The following is a 21,337-nucleotide window of genomic DNA, read 5'->3' as shown; positions in this document are numbered from 1 at the left end:
GCGGCTGCCGGCCGCCAGGACGCTATGGGTGGTGGTACGGCGGCTCAGTACTCGGCGCCGTAGGACTCCTCGTCGGACTCCTGGGAGTGCATCGAGGGGTCGTAGCCAGCCGGGGAGTCCTTCAGGGACAGACCCAGTTCGGTCAGCTTCTCCTTGACCTCGTCGATGGACTTGGCACCGAAGTTCCGGATGTCCATCAGGTCGGCCTCGGACCGGGCGACCAGCTCGCCGACGGTGTGGATGCCCTCGCGCTTCAGGCAGTTGTAGGAGCGCACGGTCATCTCGAGGTCCTCGATCGGCAGGGCCAGGTCGGTCGTGATGTCCGACTCGGTCGGGTTCGGGCCGATCTCGATGCCCTCCGCGTCCACGTTCAGCTCGCGCGCCAGGCCGAAGAGCTCCACCAGGGTGGTGCCCGCCGAGGCCACGGCGTCACGCGGCAGCATGGACTCCTTGGTCTCCACGTCCAGGATCAGCCGGTCGAAGTCGGTGCGCTGCTCCACGCGGGTGGCCTCGACCTTGAAGGTGACCTTCAGGACCGGCGAGTAGATGGAGTCGACCGGGATCCGGCCGATCTCCGCGTCGGCGGCCTTGTTCTGGGCGGCGGTGACGTAGCCACGGCCACGCTCCACGATGAGCTCCATGTCGAACTTGCCCTTGCCGTTCAGGGTGGCGATGTGCAGGTCCGGGTTGTGGATCTCGACGCCGGCCGGGGACGTGATGTCCGCGGCGGTGACGACGCCGGGGCCCTGCTTGCGCAGGTAGGCCACGACGGGCTCGTCGTGCTCCGAGGAGACCGAGAGCTTCTTGATGTTCAGGATGACCTCGGTGACGTCTTCCTTCACACCGGCGACGGTGCTGAACTCGTGCAGCACCCCGTCCACGCGGATGCTGGTGACGGCAGCGCCGGGGATGGAGGACAGCAGGGTCCGGCGGAGGGAGTTTCCGAGGGTGTAGCCGAAGCCGGGCTCCAGGGGCTCGATGATGAACCGGGAGCGGTTGTCGGCGACGACGTCTTCAGTCAGCGTGGGGCGCTGTGCAATGAGCACTGACATTTCCTTTCGGCGAGCGTCCGCCATATGACGCACACGATGGGTGGAAACGAATGGGGTGGGCTGGAAGCACCGGCGCGCACGCCCCGGGGCGGGGTCCACTGGACGTGGACCACCGCCCGGGGCGTGCGCTCGGTACGGGGGTCAGACGCGGCGGCGCTTGGCCGGACGGCAACCGTTGTGGGCGGAGGGGGTCACGTCCGAGATGGAACCGACCTCGAGCCCGGCGGCCTGCAGCGAACGGATCGCGGTCTCGCGACCGGAGCCGGGACCCTTCACGAACACGTCGACCTTCTTCAGCCCGTGCTCCTGGGCAGCCTTGGCGGCCTTCTCGGCGGCCATCTGCGCGGCGTACGGGGTGGACTTGCGCGAGCCCTTGAAGCCCACCTCGCCAGCCGAGGCCCACGAGATGACGGCACCGGTGGTGTCCGTGATGGACACGATGGTGTTGTTGAAGGTGCTCTTGATGTGGGCCTGGCCCACGGTGATGTTCTTCTTGTCCTTGCGACGAGGCTTGCGGACGCCCGCAGCGCGTGTCTTGGGGGGCATGTGTGTCTCCTACGAAAGCTGGATCTTGGCGGGGCCGGAAGAGTCGTTACTTCTTCTTGCCGGCAACGGTCTTCTTCGGACCCTTGCGCGTGCGGGCGTTGGTCTTGGTGCGCTGGCCGCGGACGGGCAGGCCACGACGGTGGCGCAGGCCCTCGTAGGAGCCGATCTCCACCTTGCGGCGGATGTCCGCGGCGACCTCGCGCCGCAGGTCGCCCTCGACCTTGAAGTTGCCCTCGATGTAGTCGCGCAGGGCCACCAGCTGATCGTCGGTCAGATCCTTCACGCGGGTGTTCGGATCGATCCCGGTCGCCGCCAGGGTCTGCTCGGAGCGGGTCTGGCCCACGCCGAAGATGTACGTAAGAGCGATGACGACGCGCTTCTCGCGCGGGATGTCGACGCCTGCTAGACGTGCCATGTGGCCGTCCTCCTGGTTCTTCTGGAGCAGAGGTCTGCACCAGCACGTCCCCTCACCCGGGAATCTCTTCCCTGCGGTGCCCTGCGGCGGCCCCGGCGAAGTTCCGGAGGATCATCCCGCCGACCCGGGCGTGACCGCGGTTCGGGTCCCCGGCCTCTGCGTCCAGGGGTTGCCGCCACGAGGACGGCTGTGCTGCTGTTCGGTCCGGACTGGACCTTGGCCCCTCAGGGGGCCGGGGGGTGCTGCGCGCGGACGATCCCGTCGGGGGACGAGGTCAGCCCTGGCGCTGCTTGTGGCGTGGGTTCTCGCAGATGACGAGGACGCGGCCCTTGCGGCGCACGACCTGGCACTTGTCGCAGATCCTCTTCACGCTCGGCTGAACCTTCATGGTTCCTCCTCCAGCGCTAGCTGTTCAGTGAATGGGCGGGTTTACTTGTAGCGGTACACGATGCGACCCCGGTTGAGGTCGTACGGGCTAAGTTCCACCACGACCCGGTCCTCGGGGAGGATCCGGATGTAGTGCTGACGCATCTTTCCCGAGATCGTCGCCAGAACGACGTGATCGTTCTGCAGGCGGACGCGGAACATCGCATTCGGCAATGCCTCGCTGACCGTGCCCTCGACCTCGATGACACCTTCCTTCTTAGCCATGTCCTCCACTTACGTAGTGCCCGGTCCACTCCCCCGACGGCACGCGGCCGCGGTGGGACGGGACAGGACGGGGATGGTACCGGTTGCCGGATCCGGGCGCTGACGCACCGCAGAGACAACCAGCAATCCATGGTAGCGGCTGGCGCCAAGGAAGGGAAATCGGCTCGCCGGACCGGGGAGACCCGACCGCGGTGGCCGGACCGGTGGGGTTCAGGCGCCCGGGGGCACCGGGACGACGCCGTGGGCCGCCAGGCCGGCGGCGCCGCCGTCGGGCTCGGTGAGGACCCAGATCCCGCCGCGGTGCCGGGCCACGGAGTGCTCCCACTGGCTGGCGCGGGCGCCGTCACGGGTGACGACCGTCCACTCGTCCTCGAGCACGTCCGTGTCCAGTCCCCCGCGCACGAGCATCGGCTCGATCGCCAGGCACAGCCCCGGCTTGACCTTCGGCCCGCGGTGCCGCGAGCGGTAGTTGAGCACGTCCGGGGCCTGGTGCATGGCGGTGCCGATGCCGTGGCCCACGTAGTCCTCGAGGATCCCCAGCGGGGCGCCCGGCTGGGAGGAGACGAAGTCGTCGATCGCGTCCCCGATGTCCCCCACGTACTTGGCGGTCGCGAAGGCGGCGATGCCCACCCACAGTGCCTGCCGGGTGATCTCGGACAGGCGCTCGTCCTCGGGGTCGGCCGTGCCGGCGGCGGAGCTGCCGAGCACCACCGTGCGCGCCGAGTCGGAGTGCCAGCCGTCGATGATGCAGCCGCCGTCGATCTTCAGCACGTCACCGGCCTGCAGCACGCGCTCCCCCGGGATCCCGTGCACCACCTCCTCGTTGACCGAGGCGCAGATGGTGGCCGGGTAGCCGTAGTAGCCCAGGAAGTTGGGCGTGGCCCCGGCCTCGGCCAGGACGCCCGCGAAGACGGCGTCGACGGCGGCCGTGGTGGTCCCCGGGACGGCCGCGGCGACGGCGGCGTCCAGGGCGCGGTGGAGGACCAGTCCCGCGCGGTGCATGGTCTGCATCTGCGGGACGGTCTTGAGCTCGACCTGGCGGCTGGTCACGGGCAAGCGCTCAGGACTCCGCGTCGCCGGCGTCGACCTTGGAGACGACGGGCAGCGTGCCGGTCCTCTCCCGCACCGAGTACACGGCCTGCAGCAGGCGCTCGGTGATGTCGTCGATCTGCCCGGTGCCGTCCACGCGGGCCACGATGCCGCGCTCCACGTAGGAGCCGACCACGGCCTCCGTCTGCTCGTGGTACAGGTCCAGGCGGTGCTGGATGACCTCGGCGGTGTCGTCCGCGCGGCCCTCGGTCTCGGCGCGGTGCAGCAGGCGGGCGACGAGCTCCTCGTCCGGCACGGTCAGCTCGACCACGACGGCCAGCTTCTCGTCGCGCTCGGCGAGCATCGCGTCCAGGGCCTCGACCTGGCCCGCGGTGCGCGGGTAGCCGTCCAGCAGGAACCCGTGCTGGGCGTCGGGCTGGCGCAGCCGGTCCGCGACCATCCGGTTGGTGACGTCGTCCGGCACGAAGTCGCCGTTGTCGATGTACTGCTTGGCCTCGCGGCCCAGCTCCGTCATCTCCTTGACGTTGTAGCGGAAGATGTCGCCCGTGGAGATGGCCACGATGCCGAGCTTGTCCGCGATGCGGGCAGCCTGGGTTCCCTTGCCGGACCCGGGAGGGCCCATGATCAGCATGCGGGTCATGGTGGTTCCTTACTGTCGTCGGTCAGGGGGAATGCTACCTGCTACCGGAGCAGCCCCTCGTAGTTGTGCTGCTCCATCTGGGCGTTGATCTGCTTGATGGTCTGCAGGGCCACGCCCACCATGATGAGGATGGAAATGCCGCCGAAGGGGAAGTTCTGGTTGGCGTTGATCAGGACGAACGCGATCATCGGGATCATCGCCAGGATGCCCAGGTACAGGGCGCCCGGGAACGTGATCCGGCTGATGACGTACTCGAGGTAGCGCTCGGTCGGGCGCCCGGCGCGCACGCCGGGGATGAAGCCGCCGTACTTCTTCATGTTGTCGCTGATCTCGACCGGGTTGAACGTGATGGTCACGTAGAAGTACGTGAAGAACACGGTCAGCAGGAAGAACAGGGTCATGTACACGGGGTGCGAGCCCGTGCCGAAGTACTGGGAGAGGAACAGGACCCACGGCGGCGGCGTGCTGCCGTCCTGCGGGGTGTTGAACTGCACCAGGATGCCCGGGAGCATCATGATCGAGGACGCGAAGATGACCGGGATGACGCCGGCCATGTTGACCTTGATCGGGATGTAGGTGGTCGTGCCGCCCACGGTGCGCCGGCCGATCTGGCGCTTGGCGTACTGCACCGGCACCCGGCGCTGGGACTCCTCCACGAACACCACGGCCATGATGGTCAGCAGGCCCACCACCGTCACGATGCCGAACACGCGCCAGCCCTGGGTGGTCCAGATCTGGCCGAGGCCGGCCGGGAAGCCCGCGGCGATGGACAGGAAGATCAGCAGGGACATGCCGTTGCCGACGCCGCGCTCGGTGATGAGCTCGCCGAGCCACATCACGAGGATGGCGCCCGCGGTCAGCGCGACGATCATCAGCAGGATCGTCCACAGGGAGTCGTCCGGCACGATCGGCAGGTTGCAGCCCAGCAGCGCCCCGGTCCGGGCCAGGGAGACGATCGTGGTGGCGTTGAGCAGCGCGAGGGCGATGGTGAGGTAGCGCGTGTACTGGGTCAGCTTCGACTGTCCCTGCGCGCCCTCCTTCTGCAGTTCCTCGAAGCGCGGGATGACCACGCGCAGCAGCTGGATGATGATCGCGGCCGTGATGTACGGCATGATGCCCAGCGCGAAGACGGAGACCTGCAGCATGGCGCCGCCGGAGAACATGTTCACGAACGAGTACAGCCCGCCGGAGGTGTTGCCCTGGTCCAGGCACACCTGGACGGTGCCGTAGTCCACCCCCGGGGCGGGGACGAAGGCGCCCAGCCGGTAGATGACGATGATCCCGAGGGTGAACCAGATCTTTCGCCGCAGGTCGGGCGTCCGGAAGACCCGGGCAATCGCGCTGAACAAGCGTCCTCCTGGAGGTGGGGTGGGGCTGCGGCCGCGGGCACACGGGCCGGGCCACTGGGCGAGTCTATCGGAAACGGCACGGCCCCCGCGCCGCGTCCCCCGCCCGGCGGACGGGGGGAACGCGGCACGGGGGCCGTGCGCAGGGGGGATCGGATCCGATCGCGGCGGGGATCAGGCCGTCGCGGTGGAGCCGCCGGCGGCGGAGATCTTCTCGACCGCGGACGCGGAGAAGGCGTGGGCCTTCACGTTCACGGCCACGGTGATCTCGCCGGTCCCGAGGACCTTCACCGGCTGGTTCTTGCGGACCAGGCCCTTGGCGACCAGGTCGTCCACGGTCACGTCGCCGCCGGCCGGGAAGTGCGCCGACAGCTTGTCCAGGTTCACGACCTGGTACTCGACCTTGAACGGGTTCTTGAACCCGCGCAGCTTCGGCAGGCGCATCTGCAGCGGCAGCTGCCCGCCCTCGAAGCCGGCCTTCACCTGGTAGCGGGCCGAGGTGCCCTTGGTACCGCGACCGGCGGTCTTGCCCTTGGAGCCCTCACCACGACCCACGCGGGTCTTGGCCTTCTTGGACCCCGGCGCGGGGCGCAGGTCGTGGACCTTGATGGCGTTCTGGATCTCGTCAGCCATTGTTGACCTCCTCAACTGCCACCAGGTGCGGCACGGCGTTGACCATGCCCACGGTGACCTCGTCGGCCGTGCGGGTGACCGTGTGGCCGATCCGCTTCAGGCCCAGGGAGCGCAGGGTGTCGCGCTGCTTCTGCTTCCCGCCGATGGCGGACTTGACCTGGGTGATCGCCAGCGTGGCACCGCTCGCGGCCAGGTTCTTCCGGGTGCTGCCGTTGTTGGTGTTAGCCATTCGCCGCCACACCTGCCTTCTTCTTCGCACGGTCCTGCTCCAGGGTGCGGAGCATGGCGTGGGGAGCGACCTCGTCCAGCGACTTGCCACGGCGGGCAGCCACGGCCTGCGGCTCCTCCAGCTTCTTCAGGGCGTCCACGGTGCCGCGCACGATGTTGATCACGTTGGCGGACCCCATGGACTTGGAGAGCACGTCGTGGACACCGGCGCACTCCAGCACGGCGCGCACCGGACCACCGGCGATCACGCCGGTACCCGGGGAGGCCGGGCGCAGGAGGACGACGCCGGCGGCGTCCTCGCCCTGCACGAGGTGCGGGATGGTGGAGCCGACGCGGGGCACGCGGAAGAAGGACTTCTTGGCCTCCTCCACGCCCTTGGAGATCGCCGCGGGGACCTCCTTGGCCTTGCCGTAGCCGACGCCCACCAGGCCCTCGCCGTCGCCGACGACGACCAGCGCGGTGAAGGAGAACCGACGGCCGCCCTTGACGACCTTGGAGACGCGGTTGATCGCGACGACGCGCTCGAGGAACTTGTCCTTCTCCTCGTCGCGGCCACCGCGGCCACCGCGGTCGTCGCGGCGACCGCCGCGGCCACCGCGGTCGTTGCCGCCACGGCCGCGGTCGTTGCCCCGGCCGCCGCGGTCGTTGCCGCCGCGGCCGGCCTCGGTGGACTGGCCGGCCGAGCCGGCCGCGGTCTCCGAGACGGTGCCGGCGGCAGTGTTCTCAGTGCTTTCGGTCACCTGAGTGCCCTTCTCGTTGTTGGTCTCGCTCACAGCTGCAGCCCACCCTCCCGGGCACCGTCCGCGACGGCGGCCACGCGGCCGTGGTACTTGTTGCCGCCGCGGTCGAACACGACGGCCTCGATGCCGGCGGCCTTGGCGCGCTCGGCGACCAGCTCACCCACGCGGCGTGCCTTGGCGGACTTGTCGCCCTCGAGGGCGCGCAGGTCCGCCTCCATGGTGGAGGCCGAGGCCAGGGTCACGCCGCGGGTGTCGTCCACGACCTGCACGAACATGTGCCGGGCAGAGCGGTTGACGACCAGGCGCGGGCGCACGGCGGTGCCGGAGATCCGCTTGCGGACACGGAGGTGGCGGCGGGTGCGGGAGACGAACTTGCCCTTGCCCTTCACTTTCAGCGTGGACATCACTTACCTGCCTTTCCGGCCTTGCGGCGAATGACCTCGCCTGCGTAGCGCACGCCCTTGCCCTTGTACGGGTCGGGCTTGCGCAGCTTGCGGATGTTCGCAGCGGTCTCGCCGACCTGCTGCTTGTCGATGCCGGCCACGGTCACCTTGTTGCCGGCGACCGTGAAGGTGATCCCCTCGGGGGCCTTCACCGGGACGGGGTGGGAGTAGCCGAGGGCGAACTCGAGGTCCTGGCCCTTGGCCTGCACGCGGTAACCGGTGCCGATGACCTCGAGCTGCTTCTCGTAGCCGTTGGTCACCCCCACGATCATGTTGTCGATGAGGGTACGGGTCAGCCCGTGCAGGGACCGGGACTCGCGCTCGTCGTTCGGGCGGGTCACCGTCAGGGTGCCCTCCTCGAGCGAGACCTCGATGGGGTTGGCCACCACGTGGCTCAGTTCACCCTTGGGGCCCTTGACGGACACGGTCGAGCCGTCGATGGTGACATCGACGCCGGACGGCACGGTGATCGGAAGACGTCCAATACGTGACATGCTGTTCTACCTTTCTTCCGTTGCGCCGATTACCAGACGTAGGCGAGGACTTCCCCACCCACGCCCTTCTTGGCTGCCTGGCGGTCGGTGAGCAGACCGGAGGAGGTGGACAGGATGGCGATGCCCAGGCCGCCCAGCACGTGCGGGAGGTTCGTGGACTTCGCGTACACGCGCAGGCCCGGCTTGGAGATGCGGCGCAGGCCGGCGATGGCCCGCTCGCGCTGGGGACCGAACTTCAGCTCGATGACGAGCTTCTTGCCCACCTGGGCGTCCTCTTCGGTGTAGTCGGCGATGTAGCCCTCGGCCTTGAGGATCTCGGCGACCCGGATCTTCAGCTTGGAGGACGGCATCTCGACCGAGTCGTGGTAGGCCGAGTTGGCGTTGCGCAGACGCGTGAGCATGTCTGCGACAGGATCTGTCATGGTCATGTGGGCTTCGTGCCCTTCCTCGTCGTGGTTTCCCTTCCCGGTTCACCGGTGGGGACCTGCGACGTAGATGCTTACTTCTTGTCGGTCGTCTGGAACGGGAAGCCGAGCGCCTTGAGCAGCGCACGACCCTCGTCGTCGTTCTTGGCGGTGGTCACCACGGTGATGTCCATGCCGCGCACGCGGTCGATCTTGTCCTGGTCGATCTCGTGGAAGACCGACTGCTCGGACAGGCCGAAGGTGTAGTTGCCGTTGCCGTCGAACTGCTTCGGGCTCAGGCCGCGGAAGTCACGGATGCGCGGCAGCGCGAACGTGACGAGGCGGTCCAGGAACTCCCACATGCGGTCCCCGCGCAGGGTGGCGTGGGTGCCGATCGGCATGCCCTCGCGCAGCTTGAACTGGGCGATGGACTTGCGGGCCTTGGTGACCTGCGGCTTCTGGCCGGTGATCAGGGTCAGGTCGCGGATCGCGCCGTCGATGATCTTCGAGTCCTTGGCGGCCTCGCCGACGCCCATGTTCACCACGACCTTGACCAGGCCGGGGACCTGCATGACGTTGCCGTAGGTGAACTCGTCCTGCAGGGCAGCACGGATCTCCTCGCGGTACTTCGTCTTCAGGCGCGGGGTCACCTTCGGGGCAGCGGTGGTGTCTGCAGTCTGCACCTCAGTCATCACAGCTCCTTTCCGGAGGCCTTGGCGAAGCGGACCTTGACGGTCTTGGTCTCGCCGTTCTTCTCCACGGTCTCGAAGCGGTAGCCCACGCGGGTCGGCTTCTTGGTCTCCGGGTCCACGACGGCCACGTTGGAGATGTGGACCGGGGCCTCGACGACCTGCAGGCCGCCTTCGGTGGAACCGTTGTTGTTCTGGCCGGCGCGCAGGTGCTTGGTGACGCGGTTCACGCCCTCCACGAGCACGCGGTCACGGGACGGGAACACGCGCAGGACCTTGCCCTGCTTGCCCTTGTCCTTGCCGGCGATGACCTGGACGAGATCGTCCTTCTTGATCTTTGCCATGGTGGTCAGATCACCTCCGGTGCCAGCGACACGATCTTCATGAACTTCTTGTCACGCAGCTCGCGGCCCACGGGGCCGAAGATGCGGGTGCCCCGCGGCTCGCCGTCGGCCTTGAGGATGACGGCGGCGTTCTCGTCGAAGCGGATGTAGGAACCGTCGGCACGACGGCGCTCCTTCTTGGTCCGCACGATGACGGCCTTGACGACGTCGCCCTTCTTGACGTTGCCGCCGGGGATGGCGTCCTTGACGGTGGCGACGATCGTGTCGCCGATGCCTGCGTAGCGGCGTCCGGACCCGCCGAGAACACGGATGGTCAAGATCTCCTTGGCCCCGGTGTTGTCGGCGACCTTGAGCCGCGACTCCTGCTGAATCACTCGTTACTCCTGTCGTCGCGCTGGTTCTCCCCCAGACCTGGGCGAGCCTTGCGGAACGGATATTGTTGTCTTCCCGGGCTGCTTACCCCTGCCCCTGGAGGCGGATCCGCCGGTCCGGTCCTGCCGTGGCCCCGGTTCAGACGGGCGACGACGGTGCTCCGCACCCGCAGTCCGCAGGGCAAGGCCGAGGCGGCTGGTCGGGAGGTTGTTCGCGAAACCCCTGGCGCGCGGGGTGGATAGTCCCGCCAACAAGGGCGCACAGCCACACCATCCTAGCGCACAGGGGCCCCGGTCTGCCAATCGCAGTCCGGGGCCCCTGTGTCCGGGGGGTTCGCCTTACTTGGCGCGCTCGACGATCTCCACCAGGCGCCACCGCTTGGTGGCGGACAGCGGGCGGGTCTCGGAGAGGAGCACGCGGTCGCCGATGCCGGCCGAGTTCTCCTCGTCGTGCGCCTTGACCTTCTTGGTCGAGCGCATGACCTTGCCGTACAGGGCGTGCTTCTTCAGGTCCTCGACCTCGACGACGATGGTCTTGTCCATCTTGTCGGAGACCACGATCCCGCGGACGGACTTGCGGTAGCCGCGTGCGGCCTCGGTGCTCACGTTCTCGGTCACTTCGCCTCCTCCTCGGTCTTCTCGGTCTTGTCGGCGGCCGGGGCCACGACGTCCTCGCGGATGCCCAGCTCACGCTCGCGCAGGATCGTGTAGATCCGGGCGATGTCCCGCTTCACGGTCTTCAGGCGGCCGTGGTTGTCCAGCTGGCCGGTGGCCGACTGGAACCGCAGGTTGAACAGCTCCTCCTTGGAGCGCTTGAGCTCCTCGGCCAGACGGGCGTTGTCCAGGCCGTCCAGGGCCTCGACGTTCAGTTCCTTGGAACCGATAGCCATGATCACTCACCACCCTCTCGGCGGACGATACGTGCCTTCAGCGGCAGCTTGTGCATTGCCAGGCGCAGCGCCTCGCGGGCCACGTCCTCGCTCACGCCGGAGAGCTCGAAGAGCACGCGTCCCGGCTTGACGTTGGCGACCCACCACTCGGGGGAACCCTTGCCGGAACCCATGCGGGTCTCGGCCGGCTTCTTGGTGAGCGGACGGTCCGGGTAGATGTTGATCCACACGTTGCCGCCACGCTTGATGTAGCGGGTCATGGCGATACGGGCGGACTCGATCTGCCGGTTCGTCACGTACGCCGGGGACAGGGCCTGGATGCCCCACTCGCCGAAGGTGACGGCGGTGCCGCCCTTGGCGTTGCCCGAGCGCTTCGGGTGGTGCTGCTTGCGGTACTTGACTCGACGGGGAATCAGCATCAGGCGTTGCCTCCTTCAGCGGCGCCCTGCGGCGCGCCCTGCTGGCCGGCCTCGCGCGGCGCCCGGTCCTGGCGCCGGCGACGCTCGCCGCCGCCGCCCGGACCACGACGGTCGCCACCGCGGCCACGGCCGGACGGTGCTGCGGCTTCCTTGGCGGCCAGTTCCTTGGCCGTCAGGTCGCCCTTGTAGATCCAGACCTTCACGCCGATGCGGCCGAAGGTCGTCTTGGCCTCGAACTTGCCGAAGTCGATGTTCGCCCGCAGGGTGTGCAGCGGCACCCGACCCTCGCGGTAGAACTCCGAGCGGGACATCTCGGCCCCGCCCAGGCGGCCGGCGCACTGGATCCGGATGCCCTGGGCACCGGCGCGCGTGGCCGACTGGATGGCCTTCTTCATGGCGCGGCGGAAGGCCACGCGGGAGGCCAGCTGCTCGGCGACGCCCTGGGCGACCAGCTGCGCGTCGACCTCGGGGTTCTTGACCTCGAGGATGTTCAGCTGGATCTGCTTGCCGGTGAGCTTCTCGAGCTCGCCGCGGATGCGGTCGGCCTCGGCGCCGCGGCGGCCGATGACGATGCCCGGGCGGGCGGTGTGGATGTCCACCCGCACGCGGTCACGGGTGCGCTCGATCTCCACCTTGGAGATGCCGGCGCGCTCCATGCCGTCGGTCATCAGCTCGCGGATCTTGATGTCTTCCTTGAGGAAGTCCTTGTACCGCTGGCCCTCCTTCGTGGAGTCAGCGAACCAGTGCGAGACGTGGTCGGTGGTGATGCCGAGGCGGAATCCGTTCGGGTTGATCTTCTGACCCATGGGTTACTTCCCCTCCTCTTCCTCGGTGGCAACGACCACGGTGACGTGGCTGGTGCGCTTGTTGATGCGTCCGGCGCGGCCCTGGGCCCGCGGCTGGAACCGCTTCATGGTCGGTCCTTCGTCGACGAAGGCCTCGGTGATGAACAGGGCGTCCTCGTTGAACGCCAGGCCCTCACGGTCGGCCTTCACCCGGGCGTTGGCCACCGCGGAGGCGACCAGCTTGTACACCGGCTCCGAAGCGCCCTGCTGGGCGAACTTCAGGATGGCCAGTGCTTCGTTCGCCTGCTTGCCACGGACAAGGTCGACGACGCGCCGGGCCTTCATCGGCGTTACACGCAGGTGGCGCGCAATTGCCTTGGCTTCCATTGCTTTCCTTCTTTCGAATTCTCTGTCGGCGGGGCAGTCACCGCGATCAGCGGCGCTTGCCCTTCCGGTCGTCCTTCACGTGGCCGCGGAACGTGCGCGTGGGGGCAAACTCGCCGAGCTTGTGCCCGACCATCGACTCGGTGATGAACACCGGGACGTGCTTGCGACCGTCGTGCACCGCGATCGTGTGCCCGAGCATGTCGGGGATGATCATGGACCGGCGGGACCAGGTCTTGATGACGTTCTTGGTGCCCTTTTCGTTCTCAGCGTCCACCTTGAGGTAGAGGTGCTGATCAACGAAGGGGCCCTTCTTCAGGCTGCGTGGCATGTCTCCAGGCTCCTATCGCTTGTTCTTGCCGGTACGGCGACGGCGCACGATGAGCTTGTCGCTTTCCTTGTTCGGGCGGCGGGTGCGGCCCTCGGGCTTGCCGTTGGGGTTGACCGGGTGGCGACCACCGGAGGTCTTGCCCTCGCCACCGCCGTGCGGGTGGTCGACGGGGTTCATGACCACGCCGCGGACGGTCGGGCGGACGCCCTTCCAGCGCATGCGCCCGGCCTTGCCCCAGTTGATGTTCGACTGCTCGGCGTTGCCGACCTCGCCGATCGTGGCGCGGCAGCGCACGTCCACGTTCCGGATCTCGCCGGAGGGCAGGCGCAGCTGCGCGTACCGGCCCTCGCGGGCCACGAGCTGGATGGAGGACCCGGCGGAGCGGGCCAGCTTGGCGCCGCCACCCGGGCGCAGCTCCACGGCGTGGATCACGGTGCCGAGCGGGATGTTGCGCAGCGGCAGGTTGTTGCCGGGCTTGATGTCCGCGGTGGCGCCGGCCTCGACCGTGTCACCCTGGTTCAGCTTGGCCGGGGCCAGGATGTAGCGCTTGGTGCCGTCCACGTAGTGGAGCAGGGCGATGCGGGCGGTGCGGTTCGGGTCGTACTCGATGTGCGCGACCTTCGCCGGCACGCCGTCCTTGTCGTGGCGACGGAAGTCGACGACGCGGTACTGGCGCTTGTGGCCGCCGCCCTTGTGGCGGGTGGTGATCTTGCCGGAGTTGTTGCGGCCGCCGCTCTTGGAGAGCGGGCGGAGCAGCGACTTCTCCGGGGTGGTCCGGGTGATTTCTGCGAAGTCGGCCACGGACGAGCCACGCAGGCCCGGGGTGGTCGGCTTGTACTTACGGATAGCCATGTGTCAGTTCCTCGATTAAGTGGTCTCCGCCGCGCCGTCAGGCGAGCGGACCTCCGAAGATGTCGATCGTGCCTTCCTTGAGCGTCACGACCGCGCGCTTGGTGCTCTTGCGGGAGCCCCAACCGAACTTGGTGCGCTTGCGCTTGCCGGCACGGTTAAGGGTGTTGATCGAGTCAACCTTGACGGAGAAGATGGCCTCCACCGCCTGCTTGATCTCGGTCTTGTTCGAGCGCGGGTCGACCAGGAAGGTGTACTTACCCTCGTCGATCAGGCCGTAGCTCTTCTCCGACACGACCGGGGCGATGACCACGTCGCGGGGGTTCTTGTTGATGGAGCCGCTCACTGGGCATCCTCCTTCTGTGCGCCGGCCTTCGCCGCGGACGCCGCCTGGACGAAGCCCTCGAAGGCAGCCTTGGTGAAGACCACGTCGTCGCTGACCAGGACGTCGTAGGTGTTCAGCTGGTCGAAGTACAGGGTGTGCACCGACTCCAGGTTGCGGGCGGACAGGGCCGCGGCGTCGTCCGCGCGGTCGATGACCACGAGGGCGTTCTTGCGGCCGGCCGTCAGCGAGGCCAGGGCGGACTTGGCGGCCTTCGTGGACGGGGTGCCGGCCGAGACCAGCTCCTCGATCACGTGGACGCGGCCGTTGCGGGCACGGTCGGACAGGGCACCGCGCAGGGCGGCGGCCTTCATCTTCTTGGGGGTGCGCTGGGAGTAGTCACGCGGCTCGGGGCCGTGGACCACGCCACCACCGGTCATGTGCGGGGCGCGGATGGAGCCCTGGCGGGCGCGGCCGGTGCCCTTCTGCTTGAACGGCTTGCGGCCGGCACCGGACACCTCGCCCCGGCGCTTGACCTTGTGGGTGCCCTGGCGGGCGGCGGCCAGCTGGGCCACCACGACCTGGTGCATCAGCGGCACGTTGGACTGGACGTCGAAGATCTCGGCGGGGAGATCGACGGAGACGACCTTGGCTTCAGAGTTCGTGGCCATGAAGCTCATGCTCCCTTCACTGCGGTGCGAACCAGGACGACCTGTCCGCGGGGGCCGGGGACGGCGCCCTTGATGAGCAGCAGGTTCTTCTCCACGTCGACGCCGTGGAGGGTGAGGTTCTGGGTGGTCTGGCGGACGTTGCCCATCCGGCCCGGCAGGCGCTGGCCCTTGAAGACGCGGCCCGGGGTGGAGGCACCGCCGACCGAGCCCGGCTTGCGGTGGTTCTTGTGGGCACCGTGGGAGGCGCCGACGCCGGAGAAGCCGTGGCGCTTCATGGCACCGGCGAAGCCCTTGCCCTTGGTGTTGCCGACGACGTCGACCTTCTGGCCGGCCTCGAAGACCTCGACGGTGACGTCCTGGCCCAGGGTGTAGTCGGCGGAGTCGGCGGTGCGCAGCTCGACCACGTGGCGGCGCGGGGTGACCCCGGCCTTCTCGAAGTGGCCGGCGAGCGGCTTGGTGACCTTGCGCGGGTCGATCTGGCCGTAGGCGATCTGGACGGCGGTGTAGCCGTCGGCCTCGGCGGAGCGCAGCTGGGTGACGACGTTGGGTTCGGCTTGCACGACGGTGACGGGGATGAGCTTGTTGTCGGCATCCCACACCTGGGTCATGCCGAGCTTCGTGCCCAGCAGGCCCTTGACATTACGGGTGATGGTCATAGTTTCTCAGCACCTCCCTCTCAGAGCTTGATCTCGATGTTGACGTCCGCCGGCAGGTCGAGGCGCATGAGCGAGTCCACGGCCTTCGGCGTCGGGTCGATGATGTCGATGAGCCGCTTGTGCGTGCGCATCTCGAAGTGCTCGCGGCTGTCCTTGTACTTGTGGGGAGAGCGGATCACGACGTACACGTTCTTCTCGGTGGGCAGCGGCACCGGGCCCACCACCGTTGCGCCTGCGCGCGTGACCGTGTCGACGATCTTCCGAGCCGAAGTGTCGATGACCTCGTGGTCATACGACTTCAGCCGGATGCGGATTTTCTGTCCCGCCATGGCGTCATGCCTCTTTCGTACTTGTTGTCCGTACCTGTCCCTGTGTGCGACGGGGCCGGCGTGCCGGTCCCGCGCTTCTTCTCTTCACCCGCGCAGGCCGAATCCGGAGTCCTCCGGGTTCCTCGCCCTGCCGGGGCATCGACCCACGCGGTCGGGCGTGTCGTGACTTGCTCCGCAATCGCGGGCAGGCGCACCGGACCGCCGATCCAGTGTGGGGATTGGTGTTGTGTTTGGTCACGGGCGGCGGTGCCGGAAACGGCCCCACGCGCACCCATGCGCTTGAGCAACTGATCCAGTATGACAGATCAGCCGCGAACGCGCGAATTCAGCCCAGCCACTCCCCCGGCGGGCCGGCGGCGAGCAGCGCGAGGAAGACGAGGACGACGGCGGCGACCGCGAGGACGGCGGCCAGCAGCACGTGCCGCAGCACCCAGGCCAGGACCCGCTCGGCCGGCCCCCGCGGGGTGCCGGCCGGCCGGCCGGCGGTGGCGGCCAGCCGCCACTGCGGACCCAGGGCCCCGCGGCGGTCGAGTCGGCGCTCGAGGGGCACCGTGGCGAAGGGCACCACGGCCAGCGCGACGGCGGCGGCGCGCCGGGCCGTGCCCCAGCGCTGGTCGGTGCCCACCGCGGCCGCGACGAGCGCGTAGCACAGGAAGACGAAGCCGTGCAGGCCGCCGGCGAGCGGCATCAGGGCCTCGGTGGTGCCGGAGTACTTCAGGACCATCGCGGTCAGCAGCAGCGCCCACGTGCCCATCTCGGCCGTCGCCGCGGCACGGAACAGGGCGCGCGGTCCGGGCAGCGGGGTGCCGGCGGGGCGGCGGGTGGAGGCGGTGGCGGGTCCGGGGCGGGTGTCGGCCTGCGTCACGGGTCAGCGGTCCCGGCCGTTGGCGCGGCGGATGCGCCGGGCGCGCTCGAGCTCGGGGGCGAAGGTGCGGCGCGCCTTGAGCACGCCGGCCACGACGGCGCCGAGCACCGCCAGGCCGATCACGAGGGCGATGAGGAACTCCATGGCCCCCAGTCTACCGGGAACGGGACGACCCCCCTCCGGCCGGGGCCGGAGGGGGGTCGTCTCGTTGTCAGCGCCCTAGATCACTTGATGATCTTGGTGACGCGGCCGGAGCCCACGGTGCGGCCACCCTCGCGGATGGCGAAGCCGAGGCCCTCCTCCATGGCGATCGGCTGGATCAGCTCGACCGTCATCTCGGTGGTGTCGCCCGGCATGACCATCTCGGTGCCCTCGGGCAGCGTGATGACGCCGGTGACGTCGGTGGTGCGGAAGTAGAACTGCGGACGGTAGTTCGAGTAGAACGGGTTGTGGCGGCCGCCCTCGTCCTTGGACAGGATGTAGACGTTGCCCTCGAAGTTCGTGTGCGGGGTGATGGAGCCCGGGGCCACGACGACCTGGCCGCGCTCCACGTCCTCGCGCTTCAGGCCGCGCAGCAGCAGGCCACAGTTCTCGCCGGCCCAGGCCTCGTCGAGCTGCTTGTGGAACATCTCGATGCCGGTGACCGTGGTCTTCTGGATCGGGCGGATGCCGACGATCTCGACCTCGGAGTTGATCTTCAGGGTGCCGCGCTCGGCGCGACCGGTCACCACGGTGCCACGACCGGTGATGGTGAAGACGTCCTCGATCGGCATCAGGAACGGCTTGTCCTTGTCGCGGACCGGGTCCGGGATGTAGGAGTCCACGGCGTCCATCAGTTCCTCGACGGACTTGACCCACTTCTCGTCGCCCTCGAGGGCCTTCAGGCCGGAGGTGCGGATGACCGGGGCGTCGTCGCCGTCGAAGCCCTGGGAGGACAGCAGCTCGCGGACCTCCATCTCGACGAGCTCCAGGAGCTCCTCGTCCTCGACCATGTCCGACTTGTTGAGGGCGACCAGCAGCGCCGGCACGCCGACCTGGCGGGCCAGGAGCACGTGCTCGCGGGTCTGGGCCATCGGGCCGTCGGTGGCGGCGACCACGAGGATCGCGCCGTCCATCTGGGCGGCACCGGTGATCATGTTCTTGATGTAGTCGGCGTGGCCGGGGGCGTCGACGTGGGCGTAGTGACGCTTCTCGGTCTGGTACTCCACGTGGGAGATGTTGATGGTGATGCCGCGCTGGCGCTCTTCCGGCGCGGAGTCAATGGTCGCGAAGTCGCGCTGCTCGTTCAGGTCCGGGTACTTGTCGTACAGGACCTTCGAGATCGCGGCGGTCAGCGTGGTCTTGCCGTGGTCGACGTGGCCGATGGTACCGACGTTGACGTGCGGCTTGGACCGCTCGAACTTTGCCTTCGACACAGGTTCCTCCTAGAACTGTTCATCTGAAGAGACTTCTCAGCCGCGGTGGCGTGCTGACAACTTGGGAAAGTCTACTTCGATCTGGCTGCTGGTGATAAATCCTCCGGCTTGCGTCAGGACCGGTCCTGGAACAGGCCACCCGGACCGCCTGTTCCGCGGACCGGACCTTCCGTCCTGTGGTGGTTCCGGCCTCCGGAGTGCGGCCGGCCCACCTGTCCGGTCCGGCGGCGGGACCCTCGCGGGCCCCGCCGTCCGGTCCGGACAAGAATTGCTAGAGAACGGGGCTCACTCGCCGCTGTTCTTCTGGATGATCTCGTCGGCCACGGCCTTCGGGACCTCGGCGTAGGAGTCGAACGTCATGGAGTACACGGCGCGGCCCTGGGTCTTGGACCGCAGGTCGCCGATGTAGCCGAACATCTCGGACAGCGGCACGCCGGCCTTGATGACCTTGACGCCCTGGGCGTCCTCCATGGACTGGATCTGGCCACGGCGGGAGTTCAGGTCGCCGATGACGTCGCCCATGTACTCCTCCGGGGTGCGGACCTCGACGGCCATGAGGGGCTCGAGCAGGACCGGGTTGGCCTTGCGGATGCCCTCCTTGAAGACCATCGAGCCGGCGATCTTGAACGCCATCTCGGAGGAGTCGACGTCGTGGTAGGCACCGTCGAGCAGGGTCGCCTTGACGCCCACCATCGGGTACCCGGCCAGGACGCCGAACTGCATGGCGTCCTGGATCCCGGCGTCCACCGACGGGATGTACTCGCGCGGGATGCGGCCGCCGGTGACGGCGTTCTCGAACTCGTACATCTCGCCCTCGGCGGTGTCGAGGGGCTCGAAGGACACCTGCACCTTGGCGAACTGGCCGGAACCACCGGTCTGCTTCTTGTGCGTGTAGTCGACCTTCTCGACCTTCTTCTTGATGGTCTCGCGGTAGGCCACCTGCGGCTTGCCCACGTTGGCCTCGACCTTGAACTCGCGCTTCATGCGGTCCACCAGGATGTCCAGGTGCAGCTCGCCCATGCCGCCGATGACGGTCTGGCCGGTCTCCTCGTCGAGGTTCACGGTGAACGTGGGGTCCTCGGCGGAGAGCTTCTGGATGGCGGTGGAGAGCTTCTCCTGGTCGCCCTTGGTCTTCGGCTCGACGGCCACGGAGATCACGGGCTCCGGGAAGGTCATCGACTCGAGGATGATCGGGGCGGACGGGTCGCACAGGGTGTCACCGGTAGTGGTGTCCTTCAGGCCCACGACGGCGTAGATGTGCCCGGCGGTCATCTCGTCGACCGGGTTCTCCTTGTTGGCGTGCATCTGGAACAGCTTGCCGATGCGCTCCTTCTTGCCCTTGGTGGTGTTCTGCACCGGGGAGCCCGCGGCCATCTTGCCGGAGTACACGCGCACGTAGGTGAGCTGGCCGAAGAACGGGTGGGCCGCGATCTTGAAGGCCAGGGCGGAGAACGGCGCGTCCTTGGACGGCTCGCGCGTCATCTCCTGCTCCTCGTCGCCCACGGCGTGGCCCTTGATGGCGCCGGCGTCGGACGGGGAGGGCAGGTAGGCCACGACGGCATCCAGCATCGGCTGCACGCCGCGGTTCTTGAACGCGGAGCCGCAGAAGACCGGGTAGGCCTCGGCGTTGATCGTCAGCTGGCGCACGCCGGCCTGGATCTCCTCGGTCGTGAGCTCCTCGCCCTCGAGGTACTTCTCCATGAGCTCCTCGGAGGTCTCGGCCACGGCCTCGATGAGGGCGGTCCGGTACTCCTCGGCCTTGTCCTGCAGGTCGGCCGGGATCTCCTGGGTCTGGTAGGCGGCGCCCATGGTGACGTCGCCCTTGGCGTCGCCCTCCCACACGAAGGCCTTCATGGTCAGCAGGTCCACGACGCCGACGAAGTCGTTCTCGGAGCCGATCGGCAGCTGCATCACCAGCGGCTTGGCGCCCAGGCGGTTGATGATGGTGTCCACGGTGAAGTAGAAGTCCGCGCCCAGCTTGTCCATCTTGTTGACGAAGCAGATGCGGGGGACGTTGTACTTGTCGGCCTGCCGCCACACGGTCTCGGACTGCGGCTCCACGCCCTCCTTGCCGTCGAAGACGGCGACGGCGCCATCGAGCACGCGCAGGGAGCGCTCCACCTCGACGGTGAAGTCGACGTGGCCCGGGGTGTCGATGATGTTGATCTGGTTGTTGTTCCAGAAGCAGGTCACCGCGGCGGAGGTGATGGTGATGCCGCGTTCCTTCTCCTGCTCCATCCAGTCGGTGGTGGAGGCGCCGTCATGGGTCTCGCCCAGCTTGTGGTTGACGCCCGTGTAGAAGAGGATGCGCTCGGTGGTGGTGGTCTTGCCGGCATCGATGTGCGCCATGATGCCGATGTTGCGGACCTTGGTGAGGTCGGTCAGCACGTCCTGTGCCACGGTGTCTCCCTTGGGGTTTGGTGTGTGGGTCCGGTACTGCTGGGCGGCACGGCGCCCGGGAACCGGTCATCCGGCTCCCGGGCGCTCGTGGCTCACCAGCGGTAGTGGGCGAAGGCCTTGTTCGACTCGGCCATCTTGTGGGTGTCCTCGCGGCGCTTGACCGCGGCACCCAGGCCGTTCGAGGCGTCGAGGATCTCGTTCATGAGACGCTCGGTCATCGTCTTCTCGCGACGGGCCTTGGAGTAGCCCACGAGCCAGCGCAGCGCCAGGGCGGTCGCGCGGCCCGGCTTGACCTCGACCGGGACCTGGTAGGTGGCGCCGCCGACGCGGCGGGACTTCACCTCGAGGGCCGGGCGGACGTTGTCCATGGCCTTCTTGAGGGTGGCCACCGGATCGGCACCGCTCTTGTCACGGGTGCCCTCGAGGGCGCCGTAGACGATGTGCTCGGCGGTGGACTTCTTGCCGTCCACCAGCACCTTGTTGATCAGCTGGGTGACCAGCGGGGACCCGTAGACGGGGTCGACGACGAGGGGGCGCTTCGGCGCGGGGCCCTTACGAGGCATTACTTCTTCTCCTTCTTCGCGCCGTAGCGGCTGCGGGCCTGGCCACGGCCCTTGACACCCTGGGTGTCGAGGGCGCCGCGGACGATCTTGTAGCGGACACCCGGGAGGTCCTTCACGCGGCCGCCGCGCACGAGCACGATCGAGTGCTCCTGCAGGTTGTGGCCCTCGCCCGGGATGTACGCGGTGACCTCGACGCCGCCGTTGAGGCGGACGCGGGCGACCTTGCGCAGGGCGGAGTTCGGCTTCTTCGGGGTCGTGGTGTACACGCGGGTGCACACGCCACGACGCATGGGGTTCCCCTGCAGGGCAGGGGCCTTGGTCTTGACGACCTTCGGTGAGCGGCCCTTACGGACCAGCTGCTGAATCGTAGGCACTCTGGGTCTCTCCGTCGTTTGGCTTCCAGTCCGGCGGG

The 21,337-nt window shown here is 68.2% G+C and carries 34 protein-coding genes; all 34 read right to left on the bottom strand.

The window, feature by feature from the left end:
• Nucleotides 1–44: 44 nt before the first annotated feature.
• The 34 genes from E7744_RS04125 to rpsL all read right to left on the bottom strand — a co-directional run bounded on the left by E7744_RS04125 (nt 45) and on the right by rpsL (nt 21,299).
• Nucleotides 45–1,046, bottom strand: coding sequence for a DNA-directed RNA polymerase subunit alpha (locus E7744_RS04125; protein WP_137773033.1), 1,002 nt, complete (start codon nt 1,044–1,046; stop codon nt 45–47).
• A 147-nt stretch (nt 1,047–1,193) separates the two neighbouring features.
• The gene (gene rpsK, locus E7744_RS04120) at nt 1,194–1,598 is read right to left on the bottom strand and encodes a 30S ribosomal protein S11 (RefSeq protein ID WP_137773032.1); all 405 of its coding nucleotides are present in this window, start codon (nt 1,596–1,598) and stop codon (nt 1,194–1,196) included.
• A 46-nt stretch (nt 1,599–1,644) separates the two neighbouring features.
• Nucleotides 1,645–2,013 carry a 30S ribosomal protein S13 gene (rpsM, locus tag E7744_RS04115; protein WP_137773031.1) on the bottom strand — a complete coding sequence of 123 codons (369 nt, stop codon included), beginning with the start codon at nt 2,011–2,013 and terminating at the stop codon, nt 1,645–1,647.
• A 274-nt stretch (nt 2,014–2,287) separates the two neighbouring features.
• Nucleotides 2,288–2,401: a 50S ribosomal protein L36 gene (gene rpmJ, locus E7744_RS04110; protein ID WP_010145295.1), complete on the bottom strand. Its 114-nt coding sequence runs from the start codon at nt 2,399–2,401 to the stop codon at nt 2,288–2,290.
• A gap of 41 nt (nt 2,402–2,442) precedes the next feature.
• Entirely contained in the window at nt 2,443–2,664 is a 222-nt protein-coding gene (gene infA / locus E7744_RS04105; protein WP_137773030.1) for a translation initiation factor IF-1, read from the bottom strand.
• A gap of 210 nt (nt 2,665–2,874) precedes the next feature.
• The gene (gene map / locus E7744_RS04100) at nt 2,875–3,714 is read right to left on the bottom strand and encodes a type I methionyl aminopeptidase (RefSeq protein WP_256376027.1); all 840 of its coding nucleotides are present in this window, start codon (nt 3,712–3,714) and stop codon (nt 2,875–2,877) included.
• Between the two features lie 10 nt (nt 3,715–3,724).
• Nucleotides 3,725–4,354, bottom strand: a complete 630-nt coding sequence (locus E7744_RS04095) for an adenylate kinase (RefSeq protein WP_137773028.1) — start codon at nt 4,352–4,354, stop codon at nt 3,725–3,727.
• A 41-nt stretch (nt 4,355–4,395) separates the two neighbouring features.
• On the bottom strand, nt 4,396–5,703 hold the full coding sequence (gene secY, locus E7744_RS04090) for a preprotein translocase subunit SecY (RefSeq protein ID WP_137773027.1): 1,308 nt from the start codon (nt 5,701–5,703) through the stop codon (nt 4,396–4,398).
• A gap of 171 nt (nt 5,704–5,874) precedes the next feature.
• On the bottom strand, nt 5,875–6,333 hold the full coding sequence (rplO, locus tag E7744_RS04085) for a 50S ribosomal protein L15 (RefSeq protein ID WP_137773026.1): 459 nt from the start codon (nt 6,331–6,333) through the stop codon (nt 5,875–5,877).
• Entirely contained in the window at nt 6,326–6,562 is a 237-nt protein-coding gene (gene rpmD / locus E7744_RS04080; RefSeq protein WP_137773025.1) for a 50S ribosomal protein L30, read from the bottom strand. Before rpmD ends, rplO begins: the two co-directional genes overlap by 8 nt.
• Entirely contained in the window at nt 6,555–7,334 is a 780-nt protein-coding gene (rpsE, locus tag E7744_RS04075) for a 30S ribosomal protein S5 (protein WP_137773024.1), read from the bottom strand. Before rpsE ends, rpmD begins: the two co-directional genes overlap by 8 nt.
• Nucleotides 7,331–7,705, bottom strand: a complete 375-nt coding sequence (gene rplR, locus E7744_RS04070; protein WP_137773023.1) for a 50S ribosomal protein L18 — start codon at nt 7,703–7,705, stop codon at nt 7,331–7,333. The genes rpsE and rplR overlap by 4 nt, the downstream gene beginning before the upstream one ends.
• The gene (gene rplF / locus E7744_RS04065) at nt 7,705–8,238 is read right to left on the bottom strand and encodes a 50S ribosomal protein L6 (protein ID WP_137773022.1); all 534 of its coding nucleotides are present in this window, start codon (nt 8,236–8,238) and stop codon (nt 7,705–7,707) included. The genes rplR and rplF overlap by 1 nt, the downstream gene beginning before the upstream one ends.
• A 29-nt stretch (nt 8,239–8,267) precedes the next feature.
• A complete protein-coding gene (rpsH, locus tag E7744_RS04060; protein ID WP_137773021.1) occupies nt 8,268–8,666 on the bottom strand; it encodes a 30S ribosomal protein S8 in 399 nt (132 codons plus the stop codon).
• Between the two features lie 71 nt (nt 8,667–8,737).
• Nucleotides 8,738–9,334 carry a 50S ribosomal protein L5 gene (gene rplE, locus E7744_RS04055; RefSeq protein WP_137773020.1) on the bottom strand — a complete coding sequence of 199 codons (597 nt, stop codon included), beginning with the start codon at nt 9,332–9,334 and terminating at the stop codon, nt 8,738–8,740.
• Complete coding sequence (gene rplX, locus E7744_RS04050; RefSeq protein WP_137773019.1) at nt 9,334–9,675, bottom strand: 50S ribosomal protein L24; 342 nt, start codon at nt 9,673–9,675, stop codon at nt 9,334–9,336. Before rplX ends, rplE begins: the two co-directional genes overlap by 1 nt.
• 5 nt (nt 9,676–9,680) lie before the next feature.
• Complete coding sequence (rplN, locus tag E7744_RS04045; RefSeq protein WP_137773018.1) at nt 9,681–10,049, bottom strand: 50S ribosomal protein L14; 369 nt, start codon at nt 10,047–10,049, stop codon at nt 9,681–9,683.
• Nucleotides 10,050–10,385: 336 nt separating this feature from the next.
• Nucleotides 10,386–10,664, bottom strand: a complete 279-nt coding sequence (gene rpsQ / locus E7744_RS04040) for a 30S ribosomal protein S17 (protein WP_137773017.1) — start codon at nt 10,662–10,664, stop codon at nt 10,386–10,388.
• Nucleotides 10,661–10,936, bottom strand: coding sequence for a 50S ribosomal protein L29 (rpmC, locus tag E7744_RS04035; RefSeq protein ID WP_137773016.1), 276 nt, complete (start codon nt 10,934–10,936; stop codon nt 10,661–10,663). The genes rpsQ and rpmC overlap by 4 nt, the downstream gene beginning before the upstream one ends.
• Before the next feature lie 2 nt (nt 10,937–10,938).
• On the bottom strand, nt 10,939–11,355 hold the full coding sequence (rplP, locus tag E7744_RS04030; protein WP_137773015.1) for a 50S ribosomal protein L16: 417 nt from the start codon (nt 11,353–11,355) through the stop codon (nt 10,939–10,941).
• The gene (gene rpsC / locus E7744_RS04025; protein WP_137773014.1) at nt 11,355–12,161 is read right to left on the bottom strand and encodes a 30S ribosomal protein S3; all 807 of its coding nucleotides are present in this window, start codon (nt 12,159–12,161) and stop codon (nt 11,355–11,357) included. The genes rplP and rpsC overlap by 1 nt, the downstream gene beginning before the upstream one ends.
• 3 nt (nt 12,162–12,164) lie before the next feature.
• On the bottom strand, nt 12,165–12,527 hold the full coding sequence (rplV, locus tag E7744_RS04020) for a 50S ribosomal protein L22 (protein ID WP_029139314.1): 363 nt from the start codon (nt 12,525–12,527) through the stop codon (nt 12,165–12,167).
• Nucleotides 12,528–12,573: 46 nt separating this feature from the next.
• The gene (gene rpsS, locus E7744_RS04015; protein WP_137773013.1) at nt 12,574–12,855 is read right to left on the bottom strand and encodes a 30S ribosomal protein S19; all 282 of its coding nucleotides are present in this window, start codon (nt 12,853–12,855) and stop codon (nt 12,574–12,576) included.
• A gap of 12 nt (nt 12,856–12,867) precedes the next feature.
• Nucleotides 12,868–13,707 (bottom strand): 50S ribosomal protein L2, encoded by an 840-nt coding sequence (gene rplB, locus E7744_RS04010; RefSeq protein ID WP_137773012.1) that lies wholly within the window; start codon nt 13,705–13,707, stop codon nt 12,868–12,870.
• A gap of 37 nt (nt 13,708–13,744) precedes the next feature.
• Nucleotides 13,745–14,050: a 50S ribosomal protein L23 gene (gene rplW, locus E7744_RS04005; RefSeq protein WP_115931893.1), complete on the bottom strand. Its 306-nt coding sequence runs from the start codon at nt 14,048–14,050 to the stop codon at nt 13,745–13,747.
• Nucleotides 14,047–14,697: a 50S ribosomal protein L4 gene (gene rplD, locus E7744_RS04000; RefSeq protein ID WP_137774827.1), complete on the bottom strand. Its 651-nt coding sequence runs from the start codon at nt 14,695–14,697 to the stop codon at nt 14,047–14,049. The genes rplW and rplD overlap by 4 nt, the downstream gene beginning before the upstream one ends.
• 5 nt (nt 14,698–14,702) lie before the next feature.
• Complete coding sequence (gene rplC / locus E7744_RS03995) at nt 14,703–15,353, bottom strand: 50S ribosomal protein L3 (RefSeq protein ID WP_137773011.1); 651 nt, start codon at nt 15,351–15,353, stop codon at nt 14,703–14,705.
• A 20-nt stretch (nt 15,354–15,373) separates the two neighbouring features.
• Nucleotides 15,374–15,682: a 30S ribosomal protein S10 gene (gene rpsJ, locus E7744_RS03990; RefSeq protein ID WP_010145320.1), complete on the bottom strand. Its 309-nt coding sequence runs from the start codon at nt 15,680–15,682 to the stop codon at nt 15,374–15,376.
• A gap of 325 nt (nt 15,683–16,007) precedes the next feature.
• A complete protein-coding gene (locus E7744_RS03985) occupies nt 16,008–16,547 on the bottom strand; it encodes a DUF3817 domain-containing protein (protein WP_246858538.1) in 540 nt (179 codons plus the stop codon).
• A 3-nt stretch (nt 16,548–16,550) separates the two neighbouring features.
• On the bottom strand, nt 16,551–16,691 hold the full coding sequence (locus E7744_RS15755; RefSeq protein ID WP_168199746.1) for a hypothetical protein: 141 nt from the start codon (nt 16,689–16,691) through the stop codon (nt 16,551–16,553).
• Between the two features lie 80 nt (nt 16,692–16,771).
• The gene (gene tuf / locus E7744_RS03980) at nt 16,772–17,962 is read right to left on the bottom strand and encodes an elongation factor Tu (protein WP_137773010.1); all 1,191 of its coding nucleotides are present in this window, start codon (nt 17,960–17,962) and stop codon (nt 16,772–16,774) included.
• 285 nt (nt 17,963–18,247) lie between these two features.
• Nucleotides 18,248–20,362, bottom strand: a complete 2,115-nt coding sequence (gene fusA / locus E7744_RS03975; RefSeq protein ID WP_137773009.1) for an elongation factor G — start codon at nt 20,360–20,362, stop codon at nt 18,248–18,250.
• Between the two features lie 92 nt (nt 20,363–20,454).
• Entirely contained in the window at nt 20,455–20,925 is a 471-nt protein-coding gene (gene rpsG / locus E7744_RS03970) for a 30S ribosomal protein S7 (protein WP_137773008.1), read from the bottom strand.
• Complete coding sequence (gene rpsL / locus E7744_RS03965; protein WP_137773007.1) at nt 20,925–21,299, bottom strand: 30S ribosomal protein S12; 375 nt, start codon at nt 21,297–21,299, stop codon at nt 20,925–20,927. The genes rpsG and rpsL overlap by 1 nt, the downstream gene beginning before the upstream one ends.
• Between the last annotated feature and the right edge of the window lie 38 nt (nt 21,300–21,337).

It is taken from the genome of Citricoccus sp. SGAir0253, from assembly GCF_005877055.1.
GTDB lineage: Bacteria > Actinomycetota > Actinomycetes > Actinomycetales > Micrococcaceae > Citricoccus.
Note: the sequence above shows the minus strand (reverse complement) of the source record. Positions and strands in the feature narration are given on the sequence as shown.